Genomic DNA, 24990 nt, shown 5'->3' with positions numbered 1-24990 from the left:
GAACGGACATGCCCGCCCTTCGTGGAGAAGGGCGGGCATGTCCGTTCTTGCGGATCGCCGCTTGGATGGAGGGCTAGATGCCCAGCAGCGCGCGGTTCTCTTCCCGGCGTCGGGCCTGTTCGTCAGGATCCGGCACCGGCAGCGAGGCAATGAGCTTGCGGGTGTAGTCGTGCTGGGGATTGCCCATGATCTGGCTGCCGATCCCTTGCTCCACGAGCTTGCCCTTGTACAACACGCCCACCCAGTGGGAGAGAATATCCACCACGGCGAGATCGTGGCTGATGAACAGCGCAGCAAAACCGAACTCTTCCTGGATGTCCTTGAACAGTTCCAGGACCTTTGCCTGCACGGAAACGTCGAGGGCCGAGGTCGGCTCATCGGCGATCAGGAGGCGCGGGTTGAGCGCGAGCGAACGCGCCAGCGAAGCGCGCTGGCGCTGCCCGCCCGAGAGCTCATGCGGAAAGCGTTCAGCGTACGACGCCGGCAATTGGACCGATTCGAGCAACTGCGCCACGCGCAGGCGTGCTTGGGCCGGGCTCGGGTGGGTATGGATCAGCAGCGGTTCCGCGACGCACTCACCGATGGTCAGGTGAGGGTTGAACGAGGCGGCCGGGTCCTGGAAGACGAAGCCGATGTCCTTGCGCAGCGGCTTGAACGTGTGCTCCTTGAATCCCAGCATTTCGTAGCCAAGGACCTTGAGGCTGCCGCCGGTTGCCCTGTTGAGGCCTGCTATGGCGCGACCGATGGTGGACTTGCCCGAACCGGACTCGCCGACCAGGCCGAAGACCTCGTTCTCGGAGACCGTGAAGCTGACGTTGTCCACGGCCTTGAACCCGGGCTTGCCGAGGCGGCCCGGATACTCGATGGTGAGGTTCTTGGCCTCGACCAGGATCTTCCCGGTCTGGTGCAACCGTTCGGTGGCCCCCTCGGACGCTGAGTTGCGGCCAAGGTGCGGCACAGCGGCCAGCAGCTTCTTGGTGTAGTCCTGCTTCGGCTCGGCGAAAAGGACCCTCGCGGTGGCTTCTTCGACGACGTCGCCTTGGTACATAACCACGACGCGGTCGGCCAGGTCGGCAACGACACCCATGTTGTGCGTAATGAGCACAATCGAGGTGCCGTACTTGTCCCGCAAGTCCCGGAGCAACTGAAGGATCTCGGCCTGGACAGTGACATCCAGCGCCGTCGTCGGTTCGTCCGCCACGATCAAACCGGGGTTCAAGGCAAGCGCGGCCGCGATGACGACGCGTTGCTTCTGGCCTCCGGAAAGCTGGTGCGGATAGTAGTTGACGCGGGTTTCGGGATCGGGGATGCCCACCTTCCGCAGGGCTTCGGTGGCCCGTTTCTTGGCCTCCTTGGCCGAGATGCGGTGTCCGTCCGAGGCGTGTGCCCGGATGCCTTCGGCGATTTGCCAGCCAACCGTGAACACCGGGTTCAGGGCCGTTGACGGTTCTTGGAAGACCATGGCCACGTCGCGGCCGCGGATCTTGCGCAGTTTGGACGCGCTCACGCTGATGACGTTGTTGCCGTTGATCAGCACAGCCCCGGAGCTGATGGCCGTTTCAGGGAGGAGGCCGAGAATGGTCTTGGCCGTGACGGTCTTGCCGGAACCTGACTCCCCTACGATCGCCAGCACTTCGCCGGCTTTGACCTCGAGGCTGACGTCCTTGACCGCGTAGACGTCGCCGCTGTCGGTGGCAAAGGTGACTTTGAGCCGTTCGATGTCCAGGACGGGCTGCCCGGATGTCAGCGGCTGGTCCGAAATGTTGCCGATGTTGGTGGTCATGCCTTACCTGCTTCTGGTTCAGGAGCGGTGGTGGCCCCTGTGTTCGTGCCGTCGGTTCCAACTGCGGCCTTGGAGCGGGAGGCCTTGCCTCCAGCACGCTTCCGGCCGCGTAGGCGGGGATCGTTGAGGTCGTTGATGCTTTCGCCGACCAACGTCAGCCCCAGCACGGTCAGGACGATCGCGATACCGGGGAAGACGCCGGTCCACCAAATGCCGGAGGACGCGTCCGCCATGGCCTTGTTGAGGTCGAAGCCCCATTCGGCGGCCGAGGACGGTTCAATGCCGAAGCCCAGGAAGCCAAGGCCCGCAAGGGTCAGGATCGCTTCGGAGGCGTTCAGGGTGAACATCAATGGAAGCGTCCTGGTGGCGTTCTTGAAGATGTGCCGGGTGATGATCCGGAGGCTGGACGCGCCCAGGACCATGGCCGATTCCACGAATGGCTCGGCCTTGAGCCGGATGGTTTCGGCCCGGATCACGCGGAAATACTGCGGAACGAACACCACGGTGATCGAGAAGGAACAGGCGAGGATGCCGCCCCAGAAGCTCGACTGGCCACGGCTGATGACGATCGACATGACGATCGCCAGGAGCAGGGAGGGAAAGGCATAAATGGCATCGGCGATGACTACCAGCACCCGGTCCAGCCAGCCACCGAAGTAACCACTGAGGAGGCCCAGCGCCACGCCGAGGAAGATGGACATCACGACGGCGACGACGATCACGGTCACCGCTGTCTGTGAACCCCACAGGACGCGGGAGAGGACGTCATAGCCGCCGACTGTGGTGCCGAGCAGGTGCTTGCCGCCGGGAGCCTCCTGGGTGGGGAACGAGCCTGTTGCGTCACTCAGCTGGGAATATCCGTACGGCGCGATGAACGGCGCGAGCACGGTCGAAAGAAGGAAGAGCCCGGTCAGCACAAGCCCGGTGATGAGCATGCCCCGCTGGAGGCCGACGCTCTTTTTGACGTGGGAGATGACAGGAAGTGCGGACAGGAAGGACTTCTTCCGTCCTGAAATTGTTGCGGTGCTCATGTCAGTACCTCACTCGCGGGTCGATCAGCGCGGCGACGACGTCCACGACGAAGTTGGTAAATGCGACGATGACGGCCAGCAGCACCACGATGCCCTGGACCGCTACGAAGTCCCTCGCGTTCAGGTATTGGACCAGCTGGTAGCCAAGGCCCTTCCATTCGAAGGTGGTCTCGGTGAGTACGGCTCCGCCGAGCATCAGGGCGATCTGCAAGCCCATGACGGTGATGATGGGGATAAGCGCCGGCTTGTAGGCGTGCTTCGTCACGAGTCGGAACTCGCTGACGCCGCGGGAACGGCCGGCCTCGACGTAATCCTTGCCCAGGGTCCCGATGACGTTTGTCCGGACGAGTCGCAGGAAGACACCCGCGGTCAGGAGGCCCAACGCGATAGCGGGCAAAACGGCGTGGGACACGACGTCGCCGAGTGCCGTGAGATTGCCGCTGCGCAGGGCGTCGAGCCAGTAAATGCCGGTGGGAGCGGCAAGTTGGCCCATGGTCAGCTCAGTGCGGGTGGATACGCGACCGGCCACTGGGAGCCATCCGAGCCAAACGGAGAACGTCAGCTTCAGCAGGAGTCCGGAGAAGAAGACCGGAGTGGCGTAGCAGAGGATGGCAAAGCAGCGAAGGAAAGCGTCAGACGCCTTGTCGCGCCGTTGCGCGGCGATCATGCCTAGCGGGATGCCGACCGCGAGCGCCACGATGAGCGCGTTGATCGAGAGCTCAAGGGTGGCTGCACCGAAGGTCGACAGCATTTCGACGACGGGCCGCCGGTCCGTGATGGTGGTGCCGAAGTTACCGGTGATCAACTGGCCCAGGTATTCGAAGTACTGGATGATGATCGGCCGGTCGTAACCGGCGTCGTGGATTCGCTGCGCCAGGACATCCGGGGGAAGCCGGCCGCCCTGGGCTGCGGTGATGGGGTCTCCGATGACCCGCATGAGGAAGAAGACCAGAGTGACGAGGATGAAGATCGTGGGAATGATCAGGAAGAACCTGACCACGATGTACCTGCCGAGACCCCCGCCCGCTGATTTACTCTTGGGAGCGACCGCGTCCGGTTCGACGTCGGGCACCTCTATAAGTGTTGTCATTGCTACCTAAAGTTCATTGCCCGCGGATCGCGCGGGGTTTTGCTCAAAATGTGAGGCAATCAGCAATAAGGGGAGGCAAAGCACCTGTTGGCACCCGCCTCCCCCTACCGGCTGCTTACTTTGAAATAGTTCCCAGTCGGAACTTGAAGGAAGCGTCAAGCGTCTTGTCGACGCCGTTCACGCCCTTCGCCGAGATGGCAACCTGGGCACCCTGGAGCAGCGGCAAAGTGGAAATGTCCTTTGCCAGAGCGTTCTGGGCGTCCTTGATGGTGGATTCGCGAGCCGACTTGTCCGTGGTGGTCAGCTGCTTGTTGATCAGGTCGGTCACGGCCTGGTCGTTGAAGTGGTTCTTCAGGAAGCCGCCGTTCGGGAAGAACGGGGTGAGGTAGTTGTCGGGGTCGCTGAAGTCGGGGAACCAACCGAACTGGAAGAGCGGGTACTCGTCGGCGCGGCTGGCCTTGCTGTAGGTCACCCATTCGGTGGACTGCAGGTTCACCTTGAAGAGGCCCGACTTCTCGAGCTGGTCCTTGATCATGGCGTACTCGTCGCCCGAGGACTTGCCGTAGTGGTCCGGGTTGTACTGGAGGTTCAGCGTGACGACGTCCTTGACCCCGGCATCGGAAAGAACCTTCTTGGCTTTGTCCAAGCTCGGCTTTCCGTTGTCGCCGTAGGCATCCTTGAACGACTCGTTGGCGCCCAGGAAACCGCTGGGGACGTTGGAGTACAGCGGCAGGTAGGTGCCCTTGTAGACCTGGTCGGCGATTGCCTGGCGGTCAACGAGGTTGGCGATCGCCTGGCGCACGGCAAGTGCCTTGGCCGGGTCTGCACCGGTTGCCTTGGCGCCGAACGGCATGGTGTTGAAGTTGAACGTGATGTAGCGGATCTCGCCGCCGGGACCAACGTTGACCTTGACCTTGGAGTCCTTCTTGAGGTCGTCGACGTCGGTGGCGCTGAGGCTTCGGTTCGCAACGTCGATGTTGCCCTGCTGGATGTCCAGCTTCATGTTGGTCGGCTCGGCGTAGTACTTGATCGTTGCGGCGTCGTTGGCCGGCTTGCCCAAGACACCCTGGTAGTCAGGGTAGGCCTTGAGGCTGATGAGCTCGTTCTTCTTGTAGCTGTCGATCGTGTACTGGCCGTAGAACGCCTTGGCCTTGATGATGTCGTCATCCGAAAGGAGCTTGTCGGCCGGGAAGACCTGGTGGTCCACGATCGGCGCGGCCGGGCTGCTGAGGATCTGCGGGAAGGTCTGGTCGTTGGCGAGCTTCAGCTTGAAAACGGCCGTGTTGGCGTCCGGGGTGGTGACGCTGTCCAGGTTTTCGAGCAGGCTTGCCGGACCAGCGGGGTCGTTGATCTTGAGCTGGCGGTCGAAGGAAAACTTGACGTCGGTGGAGTCCAGCGTGTGGCCGTTGGCCCACTTGAGTCCGGGCTTCAGCTTGACGGTGTACTCGGTGGGCGACGTGAACGACGCCGACGCTGCCAGGTCCGGAACGGGGTCGGCGCTTCCTGGCTTCGAGTTGAGGAGGAAGGAATAGACCTGGTTCATCACCATGAAGGAACCGTTGTCGTACGAGCCTGCGGGATCGAGTGCGGTCACCTTATCGGTGGTGCCATAAGCGATCGGACCGCTGGCAGCTGAGGAAGCTGAACCGCCGCCGCCCGCCGGGCCCGTGCAGGCCGTCAAAGCGAATACGGAGATGCCCGCGAACGCGATAGCGCTTCGCAAGGCTTTTTTGTTCAATGCCATCAGTGAACTTTCTGTTCGATGGATACGGCGAACCGCCGTCGGTAATTTCTTAGGAGCGCATACTCCTGACTCCACGATTCAATCAGAAGCTTTTCTGGTGAAACGTTTGATTTTGTGAGTTGAGACACAAAATTTACTTTTCTTTTGGCGCATACTCGGCTAGGGGAAAGCGGCAGGCCGCACTGGACGCTGATGAAACAGGCCCGTTAGCGCTAACAGTCTTGCGGACCCGGATTCACCCGCTGCGGAGCGCGGCCGGGCTTAGAGTTCCGCGCGCTGAAGCGACCGGGCGACGTCGATAGTTGCCTGGCCGAGGACACGGGTGCCTTGGTAAAGCACGATGGTCTGACCGGGGGCCACTCCGCGGAGGGGATCGACGAGGGTCACCACGAGGCCCTCGCGCTCGATGCCGGCGTCGTCGACATGCCGCTCGACCGAGGCCTTCGCGGGTACCGGATCGCCGTGGGCGCGCACCTGCGCATAGCAATCGAACTCGGCGCCGGTAGCCACCTCGGCGATGGGCAGGCCCGCCCAGGACACCTTGATCCCGCGGATCTCGTCGATGGCCAACAGGGCTTCGGGCCCGACGACCACCTTGTTTTCCTTGGGCCGGATTTCCAGCACGAAGCGCGGCTTGCCGTCAGCGGCCGGGGTACCCAGCTTGAGGCCGCGGCGCTGGCCTACGGTGAAGGCGTTGGCTCCGGGGTGCTCCCCTACCTTGGTTCCGGCCTCGTCCACGATGTCGCCGGTGGTCATCTCGATCTTCTCGGCGAGCCAGCCGGCCGTATCGCCGTCCGGGATGAAGCAGATGTCGTGGCTGTCCGGCTTGTTCGCCACGGACAGGCCGCGGCGTTCGGCCTCTGCGCGGACCTCGGCCTTGGAGGGAGTCTCCGCCAGCGGGAACATGGAGTGCTTGAGCTGTTCGTGGGTCAGGACGCCGAGTACGTAGCTTTGGTCCTTGGCCCAGTCTGCGGCGCGGTGGAGTTCGGGGTTGCCGTCCGCGTCCTGGATGACCTTGGCGTAGTGGCCGGTGCAGACCGCGTCGAAGCCCAGGGCGATGGCCTTCTCCAGCAGGGCGGCGAACTTGATCCGCTCGTTGCAGCGCATGCAGGGATTGGGAGTGCGGCCGGCCGCGTATTCATCGATGAAGTCCTGGACTACGTCTTCCTTGAAGCGCTCCGAGAAGTCCCAGACATAGTAGGGAATCCCCAGCACGTCGCAGGCACGCCAGGCGTCGCGGGAGTCTTCGATGGTGCAGCACCCGCGGCTGCCCGTGCGCAACGTTCCGGGCATGCGGGACAGCGCCAAGTGGACGCCGACGACGTCGTGCCCGGCCTCGACGGCGCGGGCGGCGGCAACAGCGGAGTCGACTCCGCCGCTCATGGCTGCAAGAACTCGCATGCTGGCTTTCTGTTGATGGTGGGGGGAAGAATTGCGGCTGAAGTGAGTAAGCGCGCCCAACTATTCTAGCGCCCGCGGGAATCCGCCCCAAAAATGCCTTGACCAGCATCCCGGACGATTCTAAAGTCAAAACTAACAGTTTTAGATCGCGGCTGCGCGCGCGTTGACGCACACGCAGCCCGCGCATGCGAACCGCCAACGCCCCGCGAATCGAGTCACCATGGACACCGAACACATCCTGATTGCAGGCGGCGGACTGGCCGGCGCCACGGCTGCCAAGACACTGCGCTCCGAAGGATTCCAGGGCCGCATCACCGTGGTCTGCGCCGAGAATGAACAGCCCTACTTGCGCCCTCCACTCTCGAAGGAGTTCCTCCTGGGCAAGGCCGGCGAGGATACCGTCCCGGTGCTGGCGGCCGGCTGGTACGGGGAGAACGACGTCGAACTCCTCCTTGGCGAGGCGGTCGCGGCTGCCGATCCTGCCGCCCACACGGTGCATCTGCGATCAGGAACCGGGCTTCCGTTCAGCAAGCTCCTGATCGCCACGGGGGCGCAGCCGCGCCGGATTCCGCTCCCCGGTTCGGATCTTGCCGGTGTCATGACGTTCCGCACCTTCAATGATTCCCGCAGGCTCAAGGAAGAACTGTCCGGAGGAGGCCGGAATGTGGTGATGATCGGCTCGGGTTGGATCGGCATGGAGCTTGCCGCGGCCGCGAGCAGCTACGGAAACGCCGTGACCTTGCTGGGACTGGAAGACGTCCCGCTCGGCGTCGCCATCGGACCCGAACTGGGAGGCTTCTTCCGCAGCCTGCACGAAAAGCACGGCGTGCAGTTCCGGCTCCCCGCGAGCGCCGCGGAAATCACCGGCGTCGGGGGCAAGGCGAGCGCCGTTGTCACGAACTCCGGCGAGGTCCTCCCTGCCGACCTCGTGGTGATGGCGGTCGGGGTCGTTCCGGATACGGCCCTGGCCGAAGCAGCCGGCTTGGAGATCCGCAACGGAATCGTGGTGGATGCTTCGCTCCGGACCAGCAGTCCGGACGTGTTCGCAGCCGGAGACGTTGCCAATGCATTGCATCCCTTCACGGGCGAGCACCACCGCAGCGAGCACTGGTCCAACGCCCTCAACGGCGGCAAGGTCGCCGCCAAAGCGATGCTGGGACAGGACGCGATGCTGGACGTGGTCCCGTATTTCTATACGGACCAGTTCGACGTCTCGATGGAGTACTGGGGATATCCCACGCTCACGGCAGGTTCCGTGCCCGTCATCCGCGGCGCGTTGGAGGAAAACACCTTCCTCGCGTTCTGGCTACGGGATGGCGCCGTCGTGGCGGGCATGAGCGTCAACCAGCAACGGGTACAAAAGCCCGTCAAGGCACTCATTTCAGGGCGCATCCCGGTGGATGTGGACCGCCTGGCTGATCCTGCCGTTCCGCTGGATCAGTTGTTGCCGGCGAGCTGATGGCCGGCCGGACCGCCGGAGGAGCCGCTACCGTGGCCGCGGGCCGCTGTGCCTGCGGTCTGGATGCTGGACTCGTGGCCGGCCATTCCGGCGAGCTTTGCCCGGGCATACGCGTCAGGCAGGGCCTTGAGGAGGGCGTCGACGTCGGCGTCGTTCGAAGAGTGCCCTAGGCTGAACCGCTGTGCCCCGCGGGCGGTGTCCTCGTCCAACCCCATGGCAAGCAGGACGTGCGAGGGCCTGGGGACTCCTGCCGTGCAGGCGGATCCGGTGGATGATTCGATGCCCGCGAGGTCCAGGAGGAACAGCAGGGAATCGCCTTCACAGCCCGGGAACGTGAAGTGGGCGTTGCCGGGCAGCCGGGCGTCGCCGGGCGCGCCGCGCAGCACTGCTTCGGGAATCGCGGCCCGGACCCCGTCGATGATCCGGTCACGCAAGGCGCTGATCCGCTCGCGCTCTGCCACGAGGTTTTGGGCCGCCCACTCCGCTGCGGCGGCGAATGCCGCGATCGACGCCGTGTCCAACGTTCCCGAGCGGACGTCGCGCTCCTGCCCTCCCCCGTGCTGGACAGGGGTGACCTTGGTGGACCGCCCCAGGAACAGGGCACCCACGCCCACGGGGCCGCCGATTTTGTGGCTTGAGACCGACATCGCGGCGAGTCCGGATTCGCGGAAGCCCAGCGGAATCGAGCCGAAAGCCTGGACTGCGTCCGAGTGCACGGGGATGCCGTGGGCGGCAGCGATTTCCGCGATCTCCTTGACAGGCTGGATGCTGCCCACCTCGTTATTCGCCCACATGACGGTGACCAGGGCTACCGATCCCGGATCACGCTCGATCTCCGCCCGTACAGCGTCCAGCCGCACGACGCCCTGGGAATCGACGGGGAGCCACACAGCCTCGGCCCCTTCGTGCCGTTCCAGCCATTCGACGGTGTCCTGCACCGCGTGATGCTCGACGGCGGAGCAAAGGATCCGCTTGCGGCGGCCGTCTTCGTCGTGGCGGGACCAATACATCCCCTTGACGGCGAGATTGTCTGCCTCGGTGCCGCCGGACGTGAAGATGAGCTCGGAAGGATGCGCCCCGGCCGCAGCCGCAATAGCTTCCCGCGCCTCTTCGACGGATCGCCGGGCACGCCGTCCGGAAGCGTGCAACGATGACGGGTTGCCGGTCCGTGCCAGCTCGCGGGTCATGGCGGTGAGGGCGACGGCGGCAAGGGGCGTGGTGGCGGCATGGTCCAGGTAAACAGGCACTACCCAAGTCTATCGAGACAGGCGGATCCGGGCTTCGGCGGCGGAAGACGCCTTTACGGGCCGCTTCTCCGATCGGGACTAGTCCGCCGGACTGATCAGGATGCCGGACGGATTTTGGCGCAGCAATGGCCTTCGCGGTTGTCGTCGGCGATCCGCTCCTCGGCAATTCCGCAGACGGCCGCCGCTCCGCTGAGGAAGGCGCCGTTCATAGCGCAGACGACGCTCGTGTGGCTTTCGGCCAGCCGGTGGAACGGGCAATTGACCAGGGAGTACCCGCCGTCGTCGTCAGGTTCCGGCCTGTAACCGTAGCTTGCCAGGACATCTTCGAAATGCGGCTCCGCACTGCCGGCCTCGCGGCCGCGGGCGTAGGCGGTTTCGAGGAGCACTTCGCGGGGGGAACCACCCTTCGCCATCAGGTTCTGGATGGCAGAAGCCATCACTTCACCGGCGAGGTCATAGTGGCGCTCCGGAACCGAGGCGCCGATCTCTTCAACGACAGGTGAATACAGCTTCGCCGGGCGCCCGGAACCCGGACCGACCTTGCCGCCGAGCTTGCGGAACTCAACACTCAGGAGTCCGTCGCGGACCAGCCGGTCCAGATGGAAGGAGGCCGTGCTGCGGGGAAGCCCGAGGGCCATCGCGGCGTCGTCCCGGCTGACGGCGTCGCGTGCCCCGCAGACGTGCTCGTACAGGCGGCGGCGGTTGCCGTCGTCGAGGGATGCCAAAGCGGAGAGTCGACGCAGCCAGGGAAGTCCGGTCATGCATCAAGCTTAACTCTAAAATCAACACTCATTGCTTAATTCCTTTGGACTTTCTAAAATCAAAGTATCCAGTTTTAGAAAGAAGGCATCATGAACACTGCATCATCCCCGGCCCAGGCGAAAACCGGATCGCTCATGTCCATGGATCCCCAGCGGCAGGCATTCCTGCTCCTCCGGACCGTGTTCACCGTGGCGCCGATCATTTTCGGCCTGGACAAGTTCACCAACCTGCTCACCCACTGGACGATCTACCTGGCGCCCGTGGCCACCTCCGTCATTCCGGTCCCGGCCCAGACCTTCATGTACATCGTGGGAGTCGTGGAGATTGTGGCCGGCATTGCGGTGGCGGTCCGGCCACGCTTTGGCTCGCTCCTGGTGGCGGTCTGGCTTCTGGGCATCATCGTGAACCTGCTGGTGCTGGGCAACTTCTTCGACGTCGCCCTCCGCGACTTCGGCCTGCTTGTGGGCGCACTCGCGCTCAACCGCCTGGCCGTCGCCTCGCAAGCTGACGGCCAGGCTTAGGCCAATACCCGCAGGGCGCCCGGAACCACGTCGATGTCCAAGGGAAGATGGCCGATCCGCTCACCATCGGCGTAGGCCACCACATTCTCGGCGGCAAGCCGCACTGAACGCACCCGGCGGATTTCCACCGCCGGGTGCGAGGTATGCCGGCCGGAGAAGACCTTGGGGAAGACAGCGAGGAGGGCCAGCCGGGATAACGGCTTGACGATAAACAGATCCAGCAACCCGTCGTCGGGCGCGGCATCCGGAACGATCCGCATGCCGCCGCCGATCGATGGGGCGTTGGCCACCGAAATCAGCATGGCGCCTTCCTTCGTTTCCGCGCCGTCGGCAGTCACGGTGTAGTTGATGGCCCGGAACGATCCAAGCTCCCGGAGCATCGCCAGGGTGTAGCGGAGTGCACCGCGGGGCCACCTCCAGGAGTTTGCCCGTTCATTGACGGCAGCGTCGAATCCCGCCGATACAGCTCCCGCAAACCACATGGTTCGTCCGCCGATGGTGATGCGGCCGGCGTCGAGCACCCGGCCGCCGTCGGCGAGCGCCGAAATCACGCGGGCACAGGAGCCCTCGACATCCTGCAGAGGCAGCCCAAGCATCCGGGCTACGTCGTTTCCCGTACCCACGGGAACAATCCCGAGCGGCAACCCGGTCCCGCTCAGTGAGTTGACGCCCAGATGGACCATGCCGTCGCCGCCCACCACCACCAAGGCTTCGGCGCCTGTGCGAAGCGCTTCGTCCACCGCTTCCCGCAGGGCGTCCATGCTGTCGCGCCGAAGTACGACGACGTCGAGACCCGCCTCGCGGAGGCAGCGGGCGGCTTCGTCCCCGGCAAGGGCGTGCCGTCCAAACGCTGCGGTTGGATTGACCGCCAGCACGATCCTTCGGAGAGATCCGTTCAGCCCGTGGGGGCCGGTACTTGGCAGGTGAATGGGATGATCGGGGCCGGCCGGGGAGTTCACAGCATGAATCATGCCACCGGCACGGGCGTGATCCGGGGAACTAAAGCCCGGGCCGCCGTCGTTCTCATGGTGGGCTGGCTAGACTTGCCAAGATCGCCGCTCCGCACCGGGACGGCGGGAAACTTCAGAATCCCAGAGAAAGGCCCGTGGTTGGCTCAGGGCAGCAGTTCCCACTATCAGATCCTCCGGGTTCCCGTCACCGCGACGGACAAGGAGATCAAAGTGGCCTACAGGAAGGCCGCGAGGAACGCCCATCCGGACCATGGCGGGGATCCTGAGGTCTTTCGGCAGGTCACGCTCGCGTACGAGACCCTGATCGACCCCAAACGACGCGCAGAGTACGACCGGCGGTACGCCAGCGGCACTTCCGGCAGGGCGAACCCTTTCCCGGCGCAAAGGCCGGATTACGCCGGGACCGGCGCTCCAGGGCCGGAAACCCGCACCGGCGTCCACAGGCCGAACACCCCGCGCAACACGGCCGGCGACGCCCCCGTCTATGTCCCGCCCTTCGATGATCCCCACGAGGTGCCCCTGCTCTCCAAGGGCGAGGCCGCCTTGCAGATCCACGGGATTCCCCGGAAGCGTGGAATCTTCGGGGCCGAAGCCCGCATTCAGCGCGAAATGCGGACAGTCCAGCTCATCAGCCGCCAGATCCTGCCTGCCATCCCGTCGGCCCGGCTCGTCAACGGGCTCCGCTCCCCCTCGGACGACAGCCACATCGACCACGCCCTCCTCGCCGGCTACCGCCTGGCGCTCATCGGTTCCATGCTGCTGCCCAAGGGCGCCTATGCCTGGGACGGGGTGGCGCTCAAGCACGGCGGACGTTCGGTGCCACCGCCCCAGCTCGAGCTGATCGTTCGCCACATGCAGGAGATCTTCCCCGAACTGAATGTAACAGGTTGGGTAGTCGTCCACAGCCCGGACGGCAACCCCCACGAGCCGGTCATCGACCACTACCGGCGCCAGGACGGGGACTTCGGTTCGGTGCAAATCGTCAACGCCTCCGGTTTGGCCCGCGGCCTCAAGCAGTTCCTGAGTTCGGGCCCCGTGCCCAACACCGTGGTTGTCCCGGTTCTTGCCCGGTTGCTCCGCGGCATGCACTGAGCCCGCAGGAGCCACCCCGTATTTTCGCTGGCTAGGATTGATACGTGTTCCGCATCCTCTTCCACACCCCTGAAATCCCGGGCAACACGGGAAACGCCATCCGGCTCGCCGCCATCACCGGCGCAGAGCTCCACCTCGTGGAGCCGTTGGGCTTCGACTTCTCCGACGCGAAGCTGCGCCGAGCAGGACTCGACTACCACGACCTGGCGGTGGTCACGGTGCACAAGGACATCGAGGCCGCATGGGCGGCTTTGCAGCCCGAGCGCGTCTTCGCGTTCACGTCCGACGGCGAATCCTCCTATACGGACATCGCCTACGAAGAGGGCGATGTCCTGATGTTCGGACCCGAGTCCGTCGGGCTTCCGGACTGGCTGAAGCAGGACCCGCACGTCACGGCCCGCGTCCGGCTCCCCATGCTGCCGTCCCTGCGCTCGCTGAACCTTGCCAACGCTGCCTCTATCGCGGTGTATGAAGCCTGGCGCCAACACGGTTTTGCGGGCGCGAAGCTCTAGCGGGCCTGCTCGTCCGCCCGGACATCCACTAGGTCACCTCCGCGGGTCACCCATCCAAAGCTCCCCCTGCGCCGAATACCCTATGCAGGCCAACAGCCTGGGCAGGCAGCTGGCCTGCGAAGCAGGGCCGGTGGGCGACGGCCGCGGAAGGGGCACAGGTGACTACTCTCAAGACCCGCAGTGCTTCTGGTACTGCCAGGGTCACGAGCAACCTATGCTGGACGGTGATGGATACACCGAATGTGGGAGGCCCCGAGGCCCCCGGCCTGATTGCCGGCTCGAATGCGCAGCTTGCGGAGTTGCTGGGGTTGATGGCCGACGGCGACCGGGTCGCCTTCAGCGAGTTCTACCGCCTCACTGCGCGGCGGGTCTTCGGCATGGCCAAGCGAGTGCTGGTGGATGCCGGCCTGAGCGAAGATACCACCCAGGAAGTGTTCATCCAGGTCTGGCAGAACGCGGCCAAGTTCGATCCCGAGGCCGGCAGCCCGCTCGCGTGGCTCATGACCATCACCCACCGGCGCGCTATCGACCGCGTCCGCTCGGCCCAGTCCGCCACGGACCGGGAAGCGAAATACGGCGCCGCGAGCCAACTCCTTGACCACGATTCAGTGGAAGAAGAAGCCAGCAGCCGGCTTGAAGCCGAGGCCGTCACCCGTTGCCTCGGCACCCTGACGGAAACGCAATTGGAATCCGTACGGCTCGCCTACTATGGCGGGCTCACCTACCGGGAGGTCGCCGAACAACTCGGTGCCGCGATTCCGACCATCAAGTCCCGCATCCGCGATGGACTTCTCCGACTCAAGACTTGCCTGGGGGTGAGCTGACATGACCGAACACGATGACAACAAACGGAACTTCGGGAAGGAAGGCCTCCGCAGGATGTTTGCCACCGATATAGCCACTGACCTTGCCGAAGGCCGCGTCTTGGAGCTTGCCGAGATCTATGCCCTCGACGCCTTGAGCGACGCCGAGCGTGCTGAAATCGACAACTACATTGCCACGGCGCCTGAACGCTCGGCATTCCTCGAACGGGTCCGGCAGTCACGCGAAGCCCTCACCGCTTCCTTCGCCGACGAGGCCGAACCGCGGCCCGGGCTCTTGAAGGACATCCTGCGGCAGCTCCCGGAACAACCACGAACTGCACAAACCGGCACAGCGTCCGCGCCGTCGTCGGTTCCCGAAGTGTCGACTGGAACCGCAACGCACTTTGCCCCCGACGTCGTGGACCTCGCCGCCGCCCGGAACCGACGGGATCGCCGACGCTTCGGAGGCGTCCGTGGTTGGGTGGCAGCCGCTGCGGCTGCCGCGGTGATTGCGCTTGGCGGCGTGGGCGTCGGCGTCTACGTAGCCGGTCAGAACGATCCTGTGAACCAAGTGCTGCAGGCCGGCGATGTCCGTCAAGCCACCGTCGACGTCAACGGTGGCGGTACCGCCACCGTGTCCATCTCCAGCTCGAAGAACGCCGTGGTAGTCCGCATGAACGGCGTTCCCGCTCCCCCGGCCGGCAAGGTCTATCAGATGTGGCTCATTCCCAAGGACGGCTCCGACCCTGTATCCCAGGGCCTTATGGATGCCCAGGCATTGAGCCATCCGGCGGTTGTCTCCGGCATTTCCAGCGCGGCGTCCATCGGCATCACGGTTGAACCCGTGGGTGGCTCCAAGAAACCGACCCTCCCCACGGTCGCTGCAGCACCTCTCACCTAGAGCGAGAGGCCCTGCCCGCCGCTGGCTCTTGCGGCAGGGCTTGACCTTGACGTTACGTCAACTTCTACGCTGGATACATGAAGCAGGACAAGGCAGGTACCTGGACCATTTCCGAGCTGGCCAAGGCCAGCAAGGTCTCCTCGCGGACTTTGCGTCACTATGGCCACCTTGGGCTGTTGGAGCCTGCCCACACAGGATCCAACGGCTACCGGTATTACGGTCAGCCTGAGCTGCTGCGACTGCAGCGGATCCTTCTGCTTCGTGAACTTGGCCTTGGGCTCGAGACCATCGGCGAAGTTCTGGATGGCCAGGCCGACCCTGTGGAGGCACTTGCCGTGCACAGGGATTGGCTGCTGGCCGAGCGCGACCGACTGGACCGGATGTCCCGGACGGTCGACGCCACTATCGCAGCACTACGTCAAGGAGAAACCATGACCGCGGAGAACATCTTCAAGGATTTCGACAACAACCCCTACGAGGCCGAGGCTCGCGAGCGCTGGGGCGATCGTGCCGCCGACGAGAGCAACGCCCGGCACTCGGCGATGACCACAGCCCAAAAGCAGGCGTTCATGGAAAAGTACGCGGCGCTGAACCAGGATCTTGCCCACTGCTTCGACGCCGCCCTTCCGGCGGACCACCCGGACGTCCAGGCCGCCGTCGGCCGGCATTACAAGTGGATCTGCGCGAGTTGGACGCCAAACGCCGAATCCTACGTAGGCCTGGGACAGATGTACGTGGACGACCCCCGGTTCACTGCAAATTACGACAAGGTCCGGGTAGGCCTGGCGCCCTACCTGCTCGAAGGCATCAAGGTCTACGCAGCGCAAAAGCTCAGTTAAGGCACTCTTGCCGAAAAGCGCGACGGCGGCCCGTCCCCATTGGAAACACAGGGGACGGGCCGCCGTCGTACCGGCTGCTAAGCAGCCCCGCTAAATGATCAGCGAGAGCACCATGATGAAGCCGAAGCCGACCACCGAGATGAGTGTCTCCATCACCGACCAGGTCTTGAACGTCTGCCCGACCGTCAGGCCGAAGAGTTCCTTCACGAGCCAGAACCCGGCGTCGTTGACGTGGGACAGGAAGAGCGAACCGGCACCGATGGCCAAGGCAAGGAGTGCCGCGTGGGTCGGGCTCAGGCTGCTTGCCAACGGAGCCACGATGCCCGCAGCCGTGACAGTGGCAACTGTCGCCGAGCCCGTGGCCAGGCGAAGCGCCACGGCCACCAGGAACCCCAGGACCAGCACGGACATGTTGGCGCCTTCGGCCCATTTCTTGACTGCGTCACCGACTCCGGCACCGATGAGGGTCTGCTTGAAACCGCCGCCCGCGCCCACGATCAGAAGGATCGCGGCGATCGGTCCGAGGCTGCTGCTGAGCTTGGAGGTGATCTTGCTACCGGTGAAACCGACCGCGTAGCCGAAGGTCACCATGGCGGCGAGCACGGCCAGGGTCATCGCAACGAGGGGCTGGCCAATGAAGTCCAGGACGGTGCGGATCATGGGTGCCGTCTTGGGATCGGCCCAGACGATGTCCGCGACGGCCTTCAACAGCATGAGCACCACCGGGAAAATGATGGTCAGCAGGGTGACCAGGAAGCTGGGCTGACGCTTCACTTCGCTGAGGTCGACGGCGTGCTTGGTGTCGACGCCACCGGCCACCGCAGGAGCATCAACTGGAACCCAGCGCGCGGCCAAGCGGGAAAACAGCGGTCCACAAATGATCACGGTGGGAACGGCCACCAGGAGCCCAAGAGCCAGGGTGGTGCCCAGTTCAGCCTTCACCGCGCTGATGGCGATGAGTGGGCCCGGGTGCGGCGGGACCAGTCCGTGCAGCACGGACAAACCCGCGAGGGCCGGAATGGCAATGCGCATGAGCTTCATCTGCGAGCGCTGGGTGACCAGGACGATCACCGGAAGCAGCAGGACGAGGCCGATCTCAAAGAACATCGGGAGGCCGATGATGACCGCAACCAAAGTGATCATCCAGACCACCTTGTTGCCGCTGGCTTTCTCCAACAAGGTGTCCACCACGCGGTTTGCGCCGCCGGAGTCCGCCAGGAGCTTGCCGAGCATGGCGCCGAGGGCAATCAGGAGGCCGACCTCTTTAAGGACGCCGCCCACGCCGTCTTCGAAGTTGCTGACCACTTTGTCGAGGCCGACTCCCGATGCCAGGCCGACGAAGGCCGAACCTAGCACGAGGGACAAGAACGGATGGACCTTGAATTTCGCGATCAGCAGGACGATCAGCGCGATGCCGATAGCCGCGACCACCAGGAGTTGGGTATCGTGCCCGGTCCAGTTCACGCTGCATCTCCGGTTGTGTGTGCCGGCTGTGCCTCAAGGCCGAGCCGTTCGATGATTTCGTCTGCCTCTTCGGCAGGAGAAGCGGAGACGCACAGCGAGATGTGGTTCTCGTCCTCGGTGGGCGCTTCCAGCGCATCGAATTGGGATTCCAGCAGCGAAGCAGGCATGAAGTGCCCGTGGCGCGAAGCCAGCCTGTCGGAAATCTTGTCCTTGCTCCCCTGGAGGAAGACGAACACAACGCCCTCGCCGCGCAAGACGTCCCGGTAGCGCTTCTTCAAGGCCGAGCACGTGATGATGCCCGGCTTTCCAGCTGCCGTACGCTCCCTGATCCAATCGGCAATGATGTCCAGCCACGGCCAACGGTCCTCATCACTGAGTGCGTGCCCCGCCTGCATCTTTGCCACGTTCGCTTCCGGGTGCAGGTCGTCGCCTTCGGCGAGGTCCCAGCCCAGGCGTCCGGCCAATACGCCGGCCACTGTCGATTTACCGGAACCGGAGACGCCCATGATCACCAATACCGGTTGTTGTGCAGTCTTCGCCATCAAAGTCTGCCTCTCTCAATTAAATATGATTTAAACGAGACTAAGCATATGACACAGGTTACACATCAGCAATTTCAGAAACCGGCGATGGTTTGGGACCCGTTGACTTCCACCACATGGAACGCTTCGGCGCTGCGCCCGCCGGGCATTCCGGCGCGCGAGGCATTGTGCCGGAGCATGCCCCGCACGGCCCGTTCCATGCCTTCCAGATCGGGGTGCTGGCTCGCGTGGATCCGGATGGCAGCCAGTTTCGCGTCCACGTGGTCGGTGACGTCCACGAAATAGTTCTCACGGGTTTCGGGACCGGCGAAGAGCCACAGCCATGGCAATTTGAAGGCCTCGAGGCCCGCTTCGGCCAGTTCCGGGTACGCGAAGGGATTCTCAAGCGCGGGGTACACGGCCCGCGTCACGATCTCCCCCACTGCGAGGTGGTCGGGGTGGCTCTTCTGGATCCGGTCCCAATTGCGTTCCGGGTGCATGGCGAGAACGATGTCCGGGCGGATCTCGCGGATGAGTTTCACCACTTGCTTGATGACCCCATGCGTCGGTTCCAGGTAACCATCGCGCTCATGGAGGTAGTGCACGTCCGTCACGCCGACGAGGGCAGCGGCCTGTCGCTGCTCCTCTGCGCGCATGGAGATGATCTCTTCGCGGTGTGCAGGATCAAAACCTCCGGCATCGCCGTCTGTCATGACGCAATAGCTGACCTCGACGCCGGCAGCGGTCCAGGCAGCGATGGTTCCGGCCGCGCCAAAGTCGACGTCGTCCGGGTGGGCGGTAAAACAAAGCACCCGCTCAACGCGCTCTGTGGAGGCGTTGAACGGGCTCTTTGCTGACGTAGCGTCAGAAGACAAAGGGATCAGCCTTTCCGCTTTTTGATCTCTTCGGTGGCCTGTGGAACAACCTTGAAGAGGTCACCGATGATGCCGAAGTCCGCGATCTCGAAGATCGGCGACTCAGCATCCTTATTGATCGCGACGATGACCTTGGAGGTCTGCATCCCGGCCTTTTGCTGGATCGCCCCGGAGATGCCCGCCGAGATGTAGAGCTGCGGAGACACCGTCTTGCCCGTCTGGCCAACCTGGTAGTCATGGCCGATCCAGCCCGCATCCGTGGCGGCACGGGAAGCCCCGAGCGCGCCGCCCAGTGCGTCGGCCAGTTCTTCCAACGGACCGAAGTCGCCGTCGACGCCGCGTCCACCGGCAACCACGATCCGGGCTTCGGTGAGCCCGGGACGGCCGCTGGCAGGCTTTTCCGCACGCCCGGTGACCCGTGCGGCATTCGCGGTGGCATCAGCCGGGACGTCGATGGTGACAGCCTCGGGCGTGCCTGACGCGGCCGGGGCCTCGACGTCGACGCTGTTCGGCTTGACGGTGAGCACGGCGACGGCGGTGCGCGCCTTGGCCGTGGTGGTGTACGAGCCGGCGAGGACCGATTTGTGGGCCGTGCCGTCGGCGTCGACCCCCACAACATCGGTGATGACGCCGGCGTTGAGCTTCACGCCAAGACGGGCTGCGATTTCCTTGCCGTCGGCGGTGTTCTCCAGCAGGACGGTCCCGGCTCCGGAGGCCTCTACGGCCGCGGCCAGATAGGCGGCTTTCGGCCCAACCAGGTAGTCGTCCAGGTCCGTTGCGGATGGGCGGTAAAGAACCGAGGCGCCGTGCGCACCCAAGGCGGCTGCGACGTCGTCGTGCAGTTCGCCGTTGACGGCGACCACAGCTTCCCCGAGCGAACGCGCGATCGTCAGGAGTTCCAGGCTGCTCTTCTTGAGCGCTGTGCCCGGGTTGTCAATGAATACAAGTGCTTTTGCCATGTGTCGGAATCCTCTTAGAGCAGCTTCTGGGCGGCCAGGAACTCAACCAGCTTGATGCCGGCGTCGCCTTCGTCGGTGATGATGGTGCCGGCAGTGCGCGGCGGCCGCGCCTCCGCGGTCTCGACGGCGGTCAGGGAACCCGCGGCGCCCACCTGCGCGGCATCGACGCCGATATCGGCCAGGGTGAGTGCCGTGATCTTCTTCTTCTTGGCTGCAAGGATGCCTTTGAAGTTGGGGTATCGCGGTTCGTTGATCTGGTCCGTCACGGAGACCAGCGCGGGCAAGGTTGCCTCCACGGTGTCCGCGTGGGCGTCACCGTCACGGCGCGCTACGATGCGTTCGCCGTTGACCTCCAGGGACGAAGCAAAAGTGACTTGCGGGAGTCCGAGCCGCTCGGCGAGCTGTGCCGGAACCAAGGACGTTTCGCCGTCGGTCGACGCCATGCCCGTCAGGACGAGGTCAACGGGCGAGTCTGCACCGAGATACCGGATCGCCGCGGCAAGGGCCAGCGAAGTGGCTGCGGCATCGGAGCCGGCCAAGGCGTCGTCGCTCAAATGCGCTCCCGAGGAGGCACCGATCTGCAGGGACTTCTTGACCGCGTTCACGGCACCGGCGGGACCCATGCTCAAGGCGATGACCTCGTTGCCGGCCTTGGCACCGCCGCGGGCTTCGCTGAGCTGCAGCGCGGCTTCGAGTGCATACTCGTCCAGTTCGGACAGGATGCTCTCGTCGCGGTCCGTGGTGTTGCCTGGGCCGGTGAGGTGTCGGTCGAACTGCGCGTCCGGGACGTGCTTGACCAGAACAACAATCTTCAATGTATCTCCCACTGTGTTCGAGGCAGCCTTCCATACTCGGGGATGGCCAGCAACTAGGCGCATGGCCAAGAGTGCCCGGCATACGGGCTCGTCCTAGCTAAGCATATTGCGGGACAAGTCGGACAACGGCGCCGCGTTAACTCCTGTTTCGTGGATCGCCACCGCCACGGCGGCAAGAGCACACGACGACGGCGGGCCGCACCGGTGGTGCCGCCCGCCGTCGTCGACGTGCTAGTCGGTTCGCGTGCTGGAATCCGCTGCTACGCCGTAGCTGTTACGGAGCAGCGTCCAAGGTCACGTCGAGCTCCTGCGACTGGCCGCTACGCTGGACTGTCACCTTGACTGTTGCGCCTGCCGGCTGCTCCCGGACAGCCGCAGTGAGCTGCTCCGGGTCGGTGATGTCTATACCGGCGAACTTGGTCACGACGTCGCCCACCTTGAGCCCGGCCTTCTCAGCTGCGGAGCCCTTGGTCACGGCCGCGACCTGCGCGCCGATCGAGAACCCGGAGCTGCTGCCTGTTGCCGACTTAGGCTGAACGCTGACGCCGAACTGCCCGTGGGTTGCTTTGCCGTTCTTGATGAGTTCCTGCGCAATACGCTTCGCGTTGTTGATCGGGATGCTGAAGCCAACACCAATGTTGCCGCTGGACGAAGACGAAGAACTGCTGCTGCCGGCAGAAGCGATTGCCACGTTGACGCCGATGATCTCGCCCTTGGTGTTGACGAGCGCTCCACCGGAGTTACCCGGGTTGATCGGCGCGTCGGTCTGGATCACGTTGAGCGAAACGGTGCCCTGGCCCGCACTGCTCTGGCTCTGGCCACCGCCTGGAGGGGCGAATTGGAATCCGCCCTGGCCGCCGTTTTGCGAATTGTCCGAGCCGCCGTTGGGAACAGCCGAGGACGCCACGCTGATGGTGCGGTTGAGCGTGGACACGATGCCGTCGGTGACCGTGCCGGGCAAGCCGAGCGGAGCGCCGATGGCGATGGCGTTGTCTCCGACGTTGATCTTGCTGGAATCACCCAGGGTGGCCGGCACGAGGCCGGAAGCGTTGTCCACCTTGATGATGGCGAGATCCGACAGCGGGTCCGTACCCACTACCGTCGCCTTCAGCACGCGTCCGTCGCTCAACCGCACTTCAATGGCGGCGTTGGCGCTGGCACCGTCAAGGGTCACCACGTGGGTGTTCGTCAGGATGTGGCCTTGGTCGTCGAGGATGATGCCCGAACCGGTGCCGCCCTGGCTCCCGCTTGAAGCCATGATGGTCACGACGCTCGGAGTAGCCTTGGCCGCGGCTGCTGTGATGGCGTTGACGTTGTCCGTGTTGTTGACAATCACGGTTCCCGCCTGGCCGCTGCCGGCCGCCACCGGGGTCCGGCTGTTCAACAACTGATCGCTGGCGGCCACCACGCCTCCACCCACGAGACCGGCTGCCAGGATGCAGGCCACCAAGGTCCCGACGCCGAAGACCGGCTTGCGCTTCGGACTAGCCGCCGGACCTCCCGGGTGGGCGGGGAACTGCTGACTGGGATAGTGCTGCGCAGGGTTCGGTCCGCCATAGAAAGGCTGGTGCTGCGGGTAGGCGTGCTGCTGTCCCGCGCTGTGCTGGGAAGCTCCGTGTTGGGGCGCTCCGTTCTGGGGAGCGCTGTGCTGAGCGTGGATCTGCTCGGTGGCGTTTTCGGCCGGGCCTTGGGCCCATGGTGCCGGGGCTACCGGGGTCTGTGCTGTGTGCTCCCGCTGCGCTGTGTAATCGGGCTGCGCCGGGTAATCGGGCTTCGCAGTGAAATCCTGACCCGGCTGGTATGCCGGCAGCGGGGCCGTAGGCTGGGAATTGGCTTGCTTGTCCGCTTCCGCCTTGCCGGTGCTCTCAGGACCATGGTTCTCGGGGCCATTGTTCTCAGGCTCGGCGCCCTGTGCTGGGTTCTCCGTCATGGGACTTCCTTTCTTCCTCGTCCCCTTAACTATCGTCGCTCTTGCTGGATCAAGAGTCGACGTTCGCTGGGAGCTTGCTGAACGCCGTCATCGGATTGGCCCTATGCCGTCGAATGGCGCCGACTAGCCCCTCAACGTTGGAGAAGGAAGGATTTCTCCCCGTTTCGCTGGCGGCATATTTACCGCTGTGGACGCTCCAAAAGGTGCACCATAGTATCAAGTGGAATTGCCACAGCGACCTGCCGCTTGACAACCATGCGTGGGGGCGCTGATGCATTCTGTTTCGATTGCTCCGGCCCGGACCAGTCGCAGACGTGCTGAAGGGTTGCACATGCGGTCAATGTTGAAACGTGTACTCGCCGTCATCGGCCTGGCCGGATTGCTGGTCCTCCCGGCCACCGCAGCCTGGGCCGAGGGTCCGGTGACCATCCCCTCCGGCCAGAACATCGTGGACAACGCGAATGTCCTGGGCAACCGCAAGGGCGAGGTCCAGGATGCCATCCAGAAGCTCCTGAAGGACCACAAATACAACTTGTACGTGGTCACGGTGAATTCCTTCGACAACCCCTCATCGCCCGCAGACTGGGCCACGGCAGTGGCCACCAAGAAGGGTATGGGCAAGGCTGACGTCATTCTGGCCATCTCCACGGCCGGTCAGTATTATTTCGCACCCAATTCGGCCAGTGCGATCTATTCCAAGAGGTCAACCATTTCGTCCAATGCCATCGCGGCCAACCTGGGCGCAGGCAAGCGTGACTTTGCCCAGGCAGCCATCGACACTGCGGCCGCCGTCGGCGACGCCGCCGGCGGGGGCAGCGGCACGGTTCCTAGCGGCAACTCAGGTGCAGTCGTTTTGATCGGTGCCGGCGTTGTCGCGGCCGGCGGTGTGGGCACGTACTTGTACTTCCGTAACCGCCGCAAGAAGGGCCAGGCATCCGCAACGAGCTACGGCCCGCAGGGCGAACAGCTCGATCCCCTCGCCTCCTTGAGCATCCCGGACTTGCGGCGCAAAGCCGGGTCCCTGCTTATCGAAGCGGACGACACCATCAAATCCAGCGAGCAGGAACTCGGCTTCGCCCAGGCGCAATACGGCGATGCCGCCGTCGGGAACTTCACCAAGGCCTTGCTGGAAGCAAAGAACCATATGACCGAGTCGTTCAAGCTCCAGCAACAGCTCGATGACCACATCCCGGATACCGAAGAGCAGCAGCGCAGTTGGCTTGGCGAAATCATCCGGCGCTCGGACGCGGCCCTCGAGTCGCTGCGGGAGCAGAAGGCCGATTTCGACTCCCTGCGCGAGCTGGAGAAGAACGCGCCGCAGGCTTTGGCCACTGTTGCCGCCGGCGCGAACGAAGCCGAGGCAAAGATCAGCAGCGCGGAGCAATCGCTCAATGGGCTGCGCGAGAAGTACGCAGACAGCGCACTTGGCCACGTGAGCGACAACATCACCCAGGCCAAGGACCGGCTTGCCTTCGTTCACAACGCAACAACGACGGCGCAGGAAAAGCTCGCCGCAGGTGAGAGCAGCCTCGCCGCTGTGGCCGTCCGCGCCGCGGAAGAAGGCCTGCACCAGACCAACGTCCTGATCGACGCGATCTCCAAGGTGGCGGGCAACCTCGACGAAGCCCGGAATTCGCTGGAGGGCGCCGTGGTGGAGACCAGCCAGGACCTGGCCCAGGCCAAAGCGATGATCCAGTCCGGCGAACACCCGGAGCTGGCCGGTCCGGTGGCGGGCGTCGAAGCCGCACTGGCGCAGGTCAAGGCCGAAATCCAGGGCGGAAAGATCGATCCCATTGCCACCCTGGACCGGGTGGAGAAGGCACACCAAGCCTTGGACCAGTCCCTCTCGGGAATCCGTGACCAGCAGGAACAGGCAAGGCGCGCGCAAGCCGCGCTCCAGCAGACCATCATGGCTGCCCAGTCCCAGATCAGCGCTACCTCGGACTACATCGCGGCGCGACGCGGCGGCGTTGGCCCCGAGGCCCGTACTCGTTTGGCCGAAGCCCAACGGAATCTCGACTACGCCCTGTCCATTTCCCGCAATGACCCCGTCACCGCACTGACGTACGCCCAGCAGGCCCAGTCGCTCGCTGCACAAGCCGCGCAACTGGCCCAGTCCGACGTCGATCAGTTCGGCGGCTTCGCCAACCAAGGCTACGGCCGCGGCGGCATGTTCGGTGGTGGAGGCAGTGGTGGCGGCCTCGGCGGAGCGATCCTCGGCGGCATCCTCATCAACTCCATCCTCCACGGCGGAGGGGGCGGCTGGGGCG

The 24990-nt window shown here is 64.4% G+C and carries 22 protein-coding genes; 8 read left to right on the top strand and 14 right to left on the bottom strand.

All coding sequences use genetic code 11. The features are described from left to right. Nucleotides 1-73: 73 nt before the first annotated feature. From AC3WJU_RS18160 to mnmA, 5 genes are all read right to left on the bottom strand, one after another. A complete protein-coding gene (locus AC3WJU_RS18160) occupies nt 74-1783 on the bottom strand; it encodes an ABC transporter ATP-binding protein (RefSeq protein ID WP_332601935.1) in 1710 nt (569 codons plus the stop codon). Beyond that, a complete protein-coding gene (locus AC3WJU_RS18155; protein ID WP_059387533.1) occupies nt 1780-2814 on the bottom strand; it encodes an ABC transporter permease in 1035 nt (344 codons plus the stop codon). Before AC3WJU_RS18155 ends, AC3WJU_RS18160 begins: the two co-directional genes overlap by 4 nt. A 1-nt stretch (nt 2815) precedes the next feature. Then, entirely contained in the window at nt 2816-3904 is a 1089-nt protein-coding gene (locus AC3WJU_RS18150; protein WP_306961067.1) for an ABC transporter permease, read from the bottom strand. A 115-nt stretch (nt 3905-4019) separates the two neighbouring features. Next, nucleotides 4020-5648, bottom strand: coding sequence for an ABC transporter substrate-binding protein (locus tag AC3WJU_RS18145; protein ID WP_059387532.1), 1629 nt, complete (start codon nt 5646-5648; stop codon nt 4020-4022). Between the two features lie 261 nt (nt 5649-5909). After that, nucleotides 5910-7031 carry a tRNA 2-thiouridine(34) synthase MnmA gene (gene mnmA / locus AC3WJU_RS18140; RefSeq protein ID WP_370872699.1) on the bottom strand — a complete coding sequence of 374 codons (1122 nt, stop codon included), beginning with the start codon at nt 7029-7031 and terminating at the stop codon, nt 5910-5912. 238 nt (nt 7032-7269) lie between these two features. Between mnmA and AC3WJU_RS18135 the strand changes: the two genes are divergently transcribed. Beyond that, a complete protein-coding gene (locus AC3WJU_RS18135; protein WP_059387531.1) occupies nt 7270-8508 on the top strand; it encodes an NAD(P)/FAD-dependent oxidoreductase in 1239 nt (412 codons plus the stop codon). Here AC3WJU_RS18135 and AC3WJU_RS18130 read toward each other — a convergent pair. Both AC3WJU_RS18130 and AC3WJU_RS18125 read right to left on the bottom strand, forming a co-directional pair. After that, nucleotides 8487-9755: a cysteine desulfurase family protein gene (locus AC3WJU_RS18130; protein WP_492260520.1), complete on the bottom strand. Its 1269-nt coding sequence runs from the start codon at nt 9753-9755 to the stop codon at nt 8487-8489. The genes AC3WJU_RS18135 and AC3WJU_RS18130 overlap by 22 nt on opposite strands. A 95-nt stretch (nt 9756-9850) precedes the next feature. Then, entirely contained in the window at nt 9851-10516 is a 666-nt protein-coding gene (locus AC3WJU_RS18125) for a helix-turn-helix transcriptional regulator (RefSeq protein WP_332601939.1), read from the bottom strand. Nucleotides 10517-10606: 90 nt separating this feature from the next. Here AC3WJU_RS18125 and AC3WJU_RS18120 point away from each other — a divergent pair, with 90 nt between their 5' ends. After that, a complete protein-coding gene (locus AC3WJU_RS18120; protein WP_059387530.1) occupies nt 10607-11038 on the top strand; it encodes a hypothetical protein in 432 nt (143 codons plus the stop codon). Here the strand turns inward: AC3WJU_RS18120 and AC3WJU_RS18115 are convergent. After that, nucleotides 11035-11913, bottom strand: coding sequence for a diacylglycerol/lipid kinase family protein (locus AC3WJU_RS18115; protein WP_492260519.1), 879 nt, complete (start codon nt 11911-11913; stop codon nt 11035-11037). The genes AC3WJU_RS18120 and AC3WJU_RS18115 overlap by 4 nt on opposite strands. Before the next feature lie 234 nt (nt 11914-12147). Between AC3WJU_RS18115 and AC3WJU_RS18110 the strand changes: the two genes are divergently transcribed. The 5 genes from AC3WJU_RS18110 (at nt 12148) to AC3WJU_RS18090 (ending at nt 16156) form a co-directional block, all read left to right on the top strand. Further along, nucleotides 12148-13101 carry a J domain-containing protein gene (locus AC3WJU_RS18110; RefSeq protein WP_284991540.1) on the top strand — a complete coding sequence of 318 codons (954 nt, stop codon included), beginning with the start codon at nt 12148-12150 and terminating at the stop codon, nt 13099-13101. 44 nt (nt 13102-13145) lie between these two features. Further along, nucleotides 13146-13613, top strand: a complete 468-nt coding sequence (locus tag AC3WJU_RS18105; protein WP_059387528.1) for a tRNA (cytidine(34)-2'-O)-methyltransferase — start codon at nt 13146-13148, stop codon at nt 13611-13613. A gap of 227 nt (nt 13614-13840) precedes the next feature. Then, on the top strand, nt 13841-14437 hold the full coding sequence (sigK, locus tag AC3WJU_RS18100) for an ECF RNA polymerase sigma factor SigK (RefSeq protein ID WP_059387527.1): 597 nt from the start codon (nt 13841-13843) through the stop codon (nt 14435-14437). Between the two features lies 1 nt (nt 14438). Continuing rightward, complete coding sequence (locus AC3WJU_RS18095) at nt 14439-15317, top strand: anti-sigma factor (RefSeq protein ID WP_492260518.1); 879 nt, start codon at nt 14439-14441, stop codon at nt 15315-15317. 77 nt (nt 15318-15394) lie between these two features. Further along, entirely contained in the window at nt 15395-16156 is a 762-nt protein-coding gene (locus AC3WJU_RS18090; protein WP_492260517.1) for a MerR family transcriptional regulator, read from the top strand. A 90-nt stretch (nt 16157-16246) separates the two neighbouring features. On the opposite strand, the gene AC3WJU_RS18085 is transcribed toward AC3WJU_RS18090, so the two are convergent. The 6 genes from AC3WJU_RS18085 to AC3WJU_RS18060 form a co-directional block, all read right to left on the bottom strand. Continuing rightward, nucleotides 16247-17620, bottom strand: a complete 1374-nt coding sequence (locus AC3WJU_RS18085) for a GntT/GntP/DsdX family permease (protein ID WP_059387525.1) — start codon at nt 17618-17620, stop codon at nt 16247-16249. After that, a complete protein-coding gene (locus AC3WJU_RS18080; RefSeq protein WP_492260516.1) occupies nt 17617-18162 on the bottom strand; it encodes a gluconokinase in 546 nt (181 codons plus the stop codon). Before AC3WJU_RS18080 ends, AC3WJU_RS18085 begins: the two co-directional genes overlap by 4 nt. A gap of 74 nt (nt 18163-18236) precedes the next feature. After that, nucleotides 18237-19016: a PIG-L deacetylase family protein gene (locus tag AC3WJU_RS18075; protein ID WP_284991534.1), complete on the bottom strand. Its 780-nt coding sequence runs from the start codon at nt 19014-19016 to the stop codon at nt 18237-18239. Nucleotides 19017-19021: 5 nt separating this feature from the next. Beyond that, complete coding sequence (locus AC3WJU_RS18070; RefSeq protein WP_492260515.1) at nt 19022-19975, bottom strand: electron transfer flavoprotein subunit alpha/FixB family protein; 954 nt, start codon at nt 19973-19975, stop codon at nt 19022-19024. Nucleotides 19976-19989: 14 nt separating this feature from the next. After that, nucleotides 19990-20790 (bottom strand): electron transfer flavoprotein subunit beta/FixA family protein, encoded by an 801-nt coding sequence (locus tag AC3WJU_RS18065; RefSeq protein ID WP_284991530.1) that lies wholly within the window; start codon nt 20788-20790, stop codon nt 19990-19992. A gap of 274 nt (nt 20791-21064) precedes the next feature. Next, complete coding sequence (locus AC3WJU_RS18060; RefSeq protein WP_492260514.1) at nt 21065-22720, bottom strand: S1C family serine protease; 1656 nt, start codon at nt 22718-22720, stop codon at nt 21065-21067. Nucleotides 22721-23051: 331 nt separating this feature from the next. On the opposite strand from AC3WJU_RS18060, the gene AC3WJU_RS18055 reads away from it, so the two are divergent. Further along, nucleotides 23052-24990, top strand: a 1939-nt coding sequence (locus tag AC3WJU_RS18055) for a TPM domain-containing protein (RefSeq protein ID WP_492260513.1), incomplete at its 3' end; no start/stop codon positions are given.

The sequence above is a fragment of the Arthrobacter sp. FW306-1B-F12A genome (assembly GCF_058781865.1).
Note: the sequence above shows the minus strand (reverse complement) of the source record. Positions and strands in the feature narration are given on the sequence as shown.

Excerpts from the sequence above, each read along its gene's own strand:
- AC3WJU_RS18150 (WP_306961067.1), bottom strand. The coding sequence starts at position 3,904 with ATGACAACACTTATAGAGGTGCCCGACGTCGAACCGGACGCGGTCGCT.
- AC3WJU_RS18090 (WP_492260517.1), top strand. The coding sequence starts at position 15,395 with ATGAAGCAGGACAAGGCAGGTACCTGGACCATTTCCGAGCTGGCCAAG.
- AC3WJU_RS18160 (WP_332601935.1), bottom strand. The coding sequence starts at position 1,783 with ATGACCACCAACATCGGCAACATTTCGGACCAGCCGCTGACATCCGGG.
- AC3WJU_RS18145 (WP_059387532.1), bottom strand. The coding sequence starts at position 5,648 with ATGGCATTGAACAAAAAAGCCTTGCGAAGCGCTATCGCGTTCGCGGGC.
- AC3WJU_RS18080 (WP_492260516.1), bottom strand. The coding sequence starts at position 18,162 with ATGGCGAAGACTGCACAACAACCGGTATTGGTGATCATGGGCGTCTCC.
- AC3WJU_RS18095 (WP_492260518.1), top strand. The coding sequence starts at position 14,439 with ATGACCGAACACGATGACAACAAACGGAACTTCGGGAAGGAAGGCCTC.
- AC3WJU_RS18125 (WP_332601939.1), bottom strand. The coding sequence starts at position 10,516 with ATGACCGGACTTCCCTGGCTGCGTCGACTCTCCGCTTTGGCATCCCTC.
- AC3WJU_RS18070 (WP_492260515.1), bottom strand. The coding sequence starts at position 19,975 with ATGGCAAAAGCACTTGTATTCATTGACAACCCGGGCACAGCGCTCAAG.
- mnmA (WP_370872699.1), bottom strand. The coding sequence starts at position 7,031 with ATGAGCGGCGGAGTCGACTCCGCTGTTGCCGCCGCCCGCGCCGTCGAG.
- AC3WJU_RS18120 (WP_059387530.1), top strand. The coding sequence starts at position 10,607 with ATGAACACTGCATCATCCCCGGCCCAGGCGAAAACCGGATCGCTCATG.
- AC3WJU_RS18155 (WP_059387533.1), bottom strand. The coding sequence starts at position 2,814 with ATGAGCACCGCAACAATTTCAGGACGGAAGAAGTCCTTCCTGTCCGCA.
- AC3WJU_RS18135 (WP_059387531.1), top strand. The coding sequence starts at position 7,270 with ATGGACACCGAACACATCCTGATTGCAGGCGGCGGACTGGCCGGCGCC.
- sigK (WP_059387527.1), top strand. The coding sequence starts at position 13,841 with ATGGATACACCGAATGTGGGAGGCCCCGAGGCCCCCGGCCTGATTGCC.
- AC3WJU_RS18060 (WP_492260514.1), bottom strand. The coding sequence starts at position 22,720 with ATGACGGAGAACCCAGCACAGGGCGCCGAGCCTGAGAACAATGGCCCC.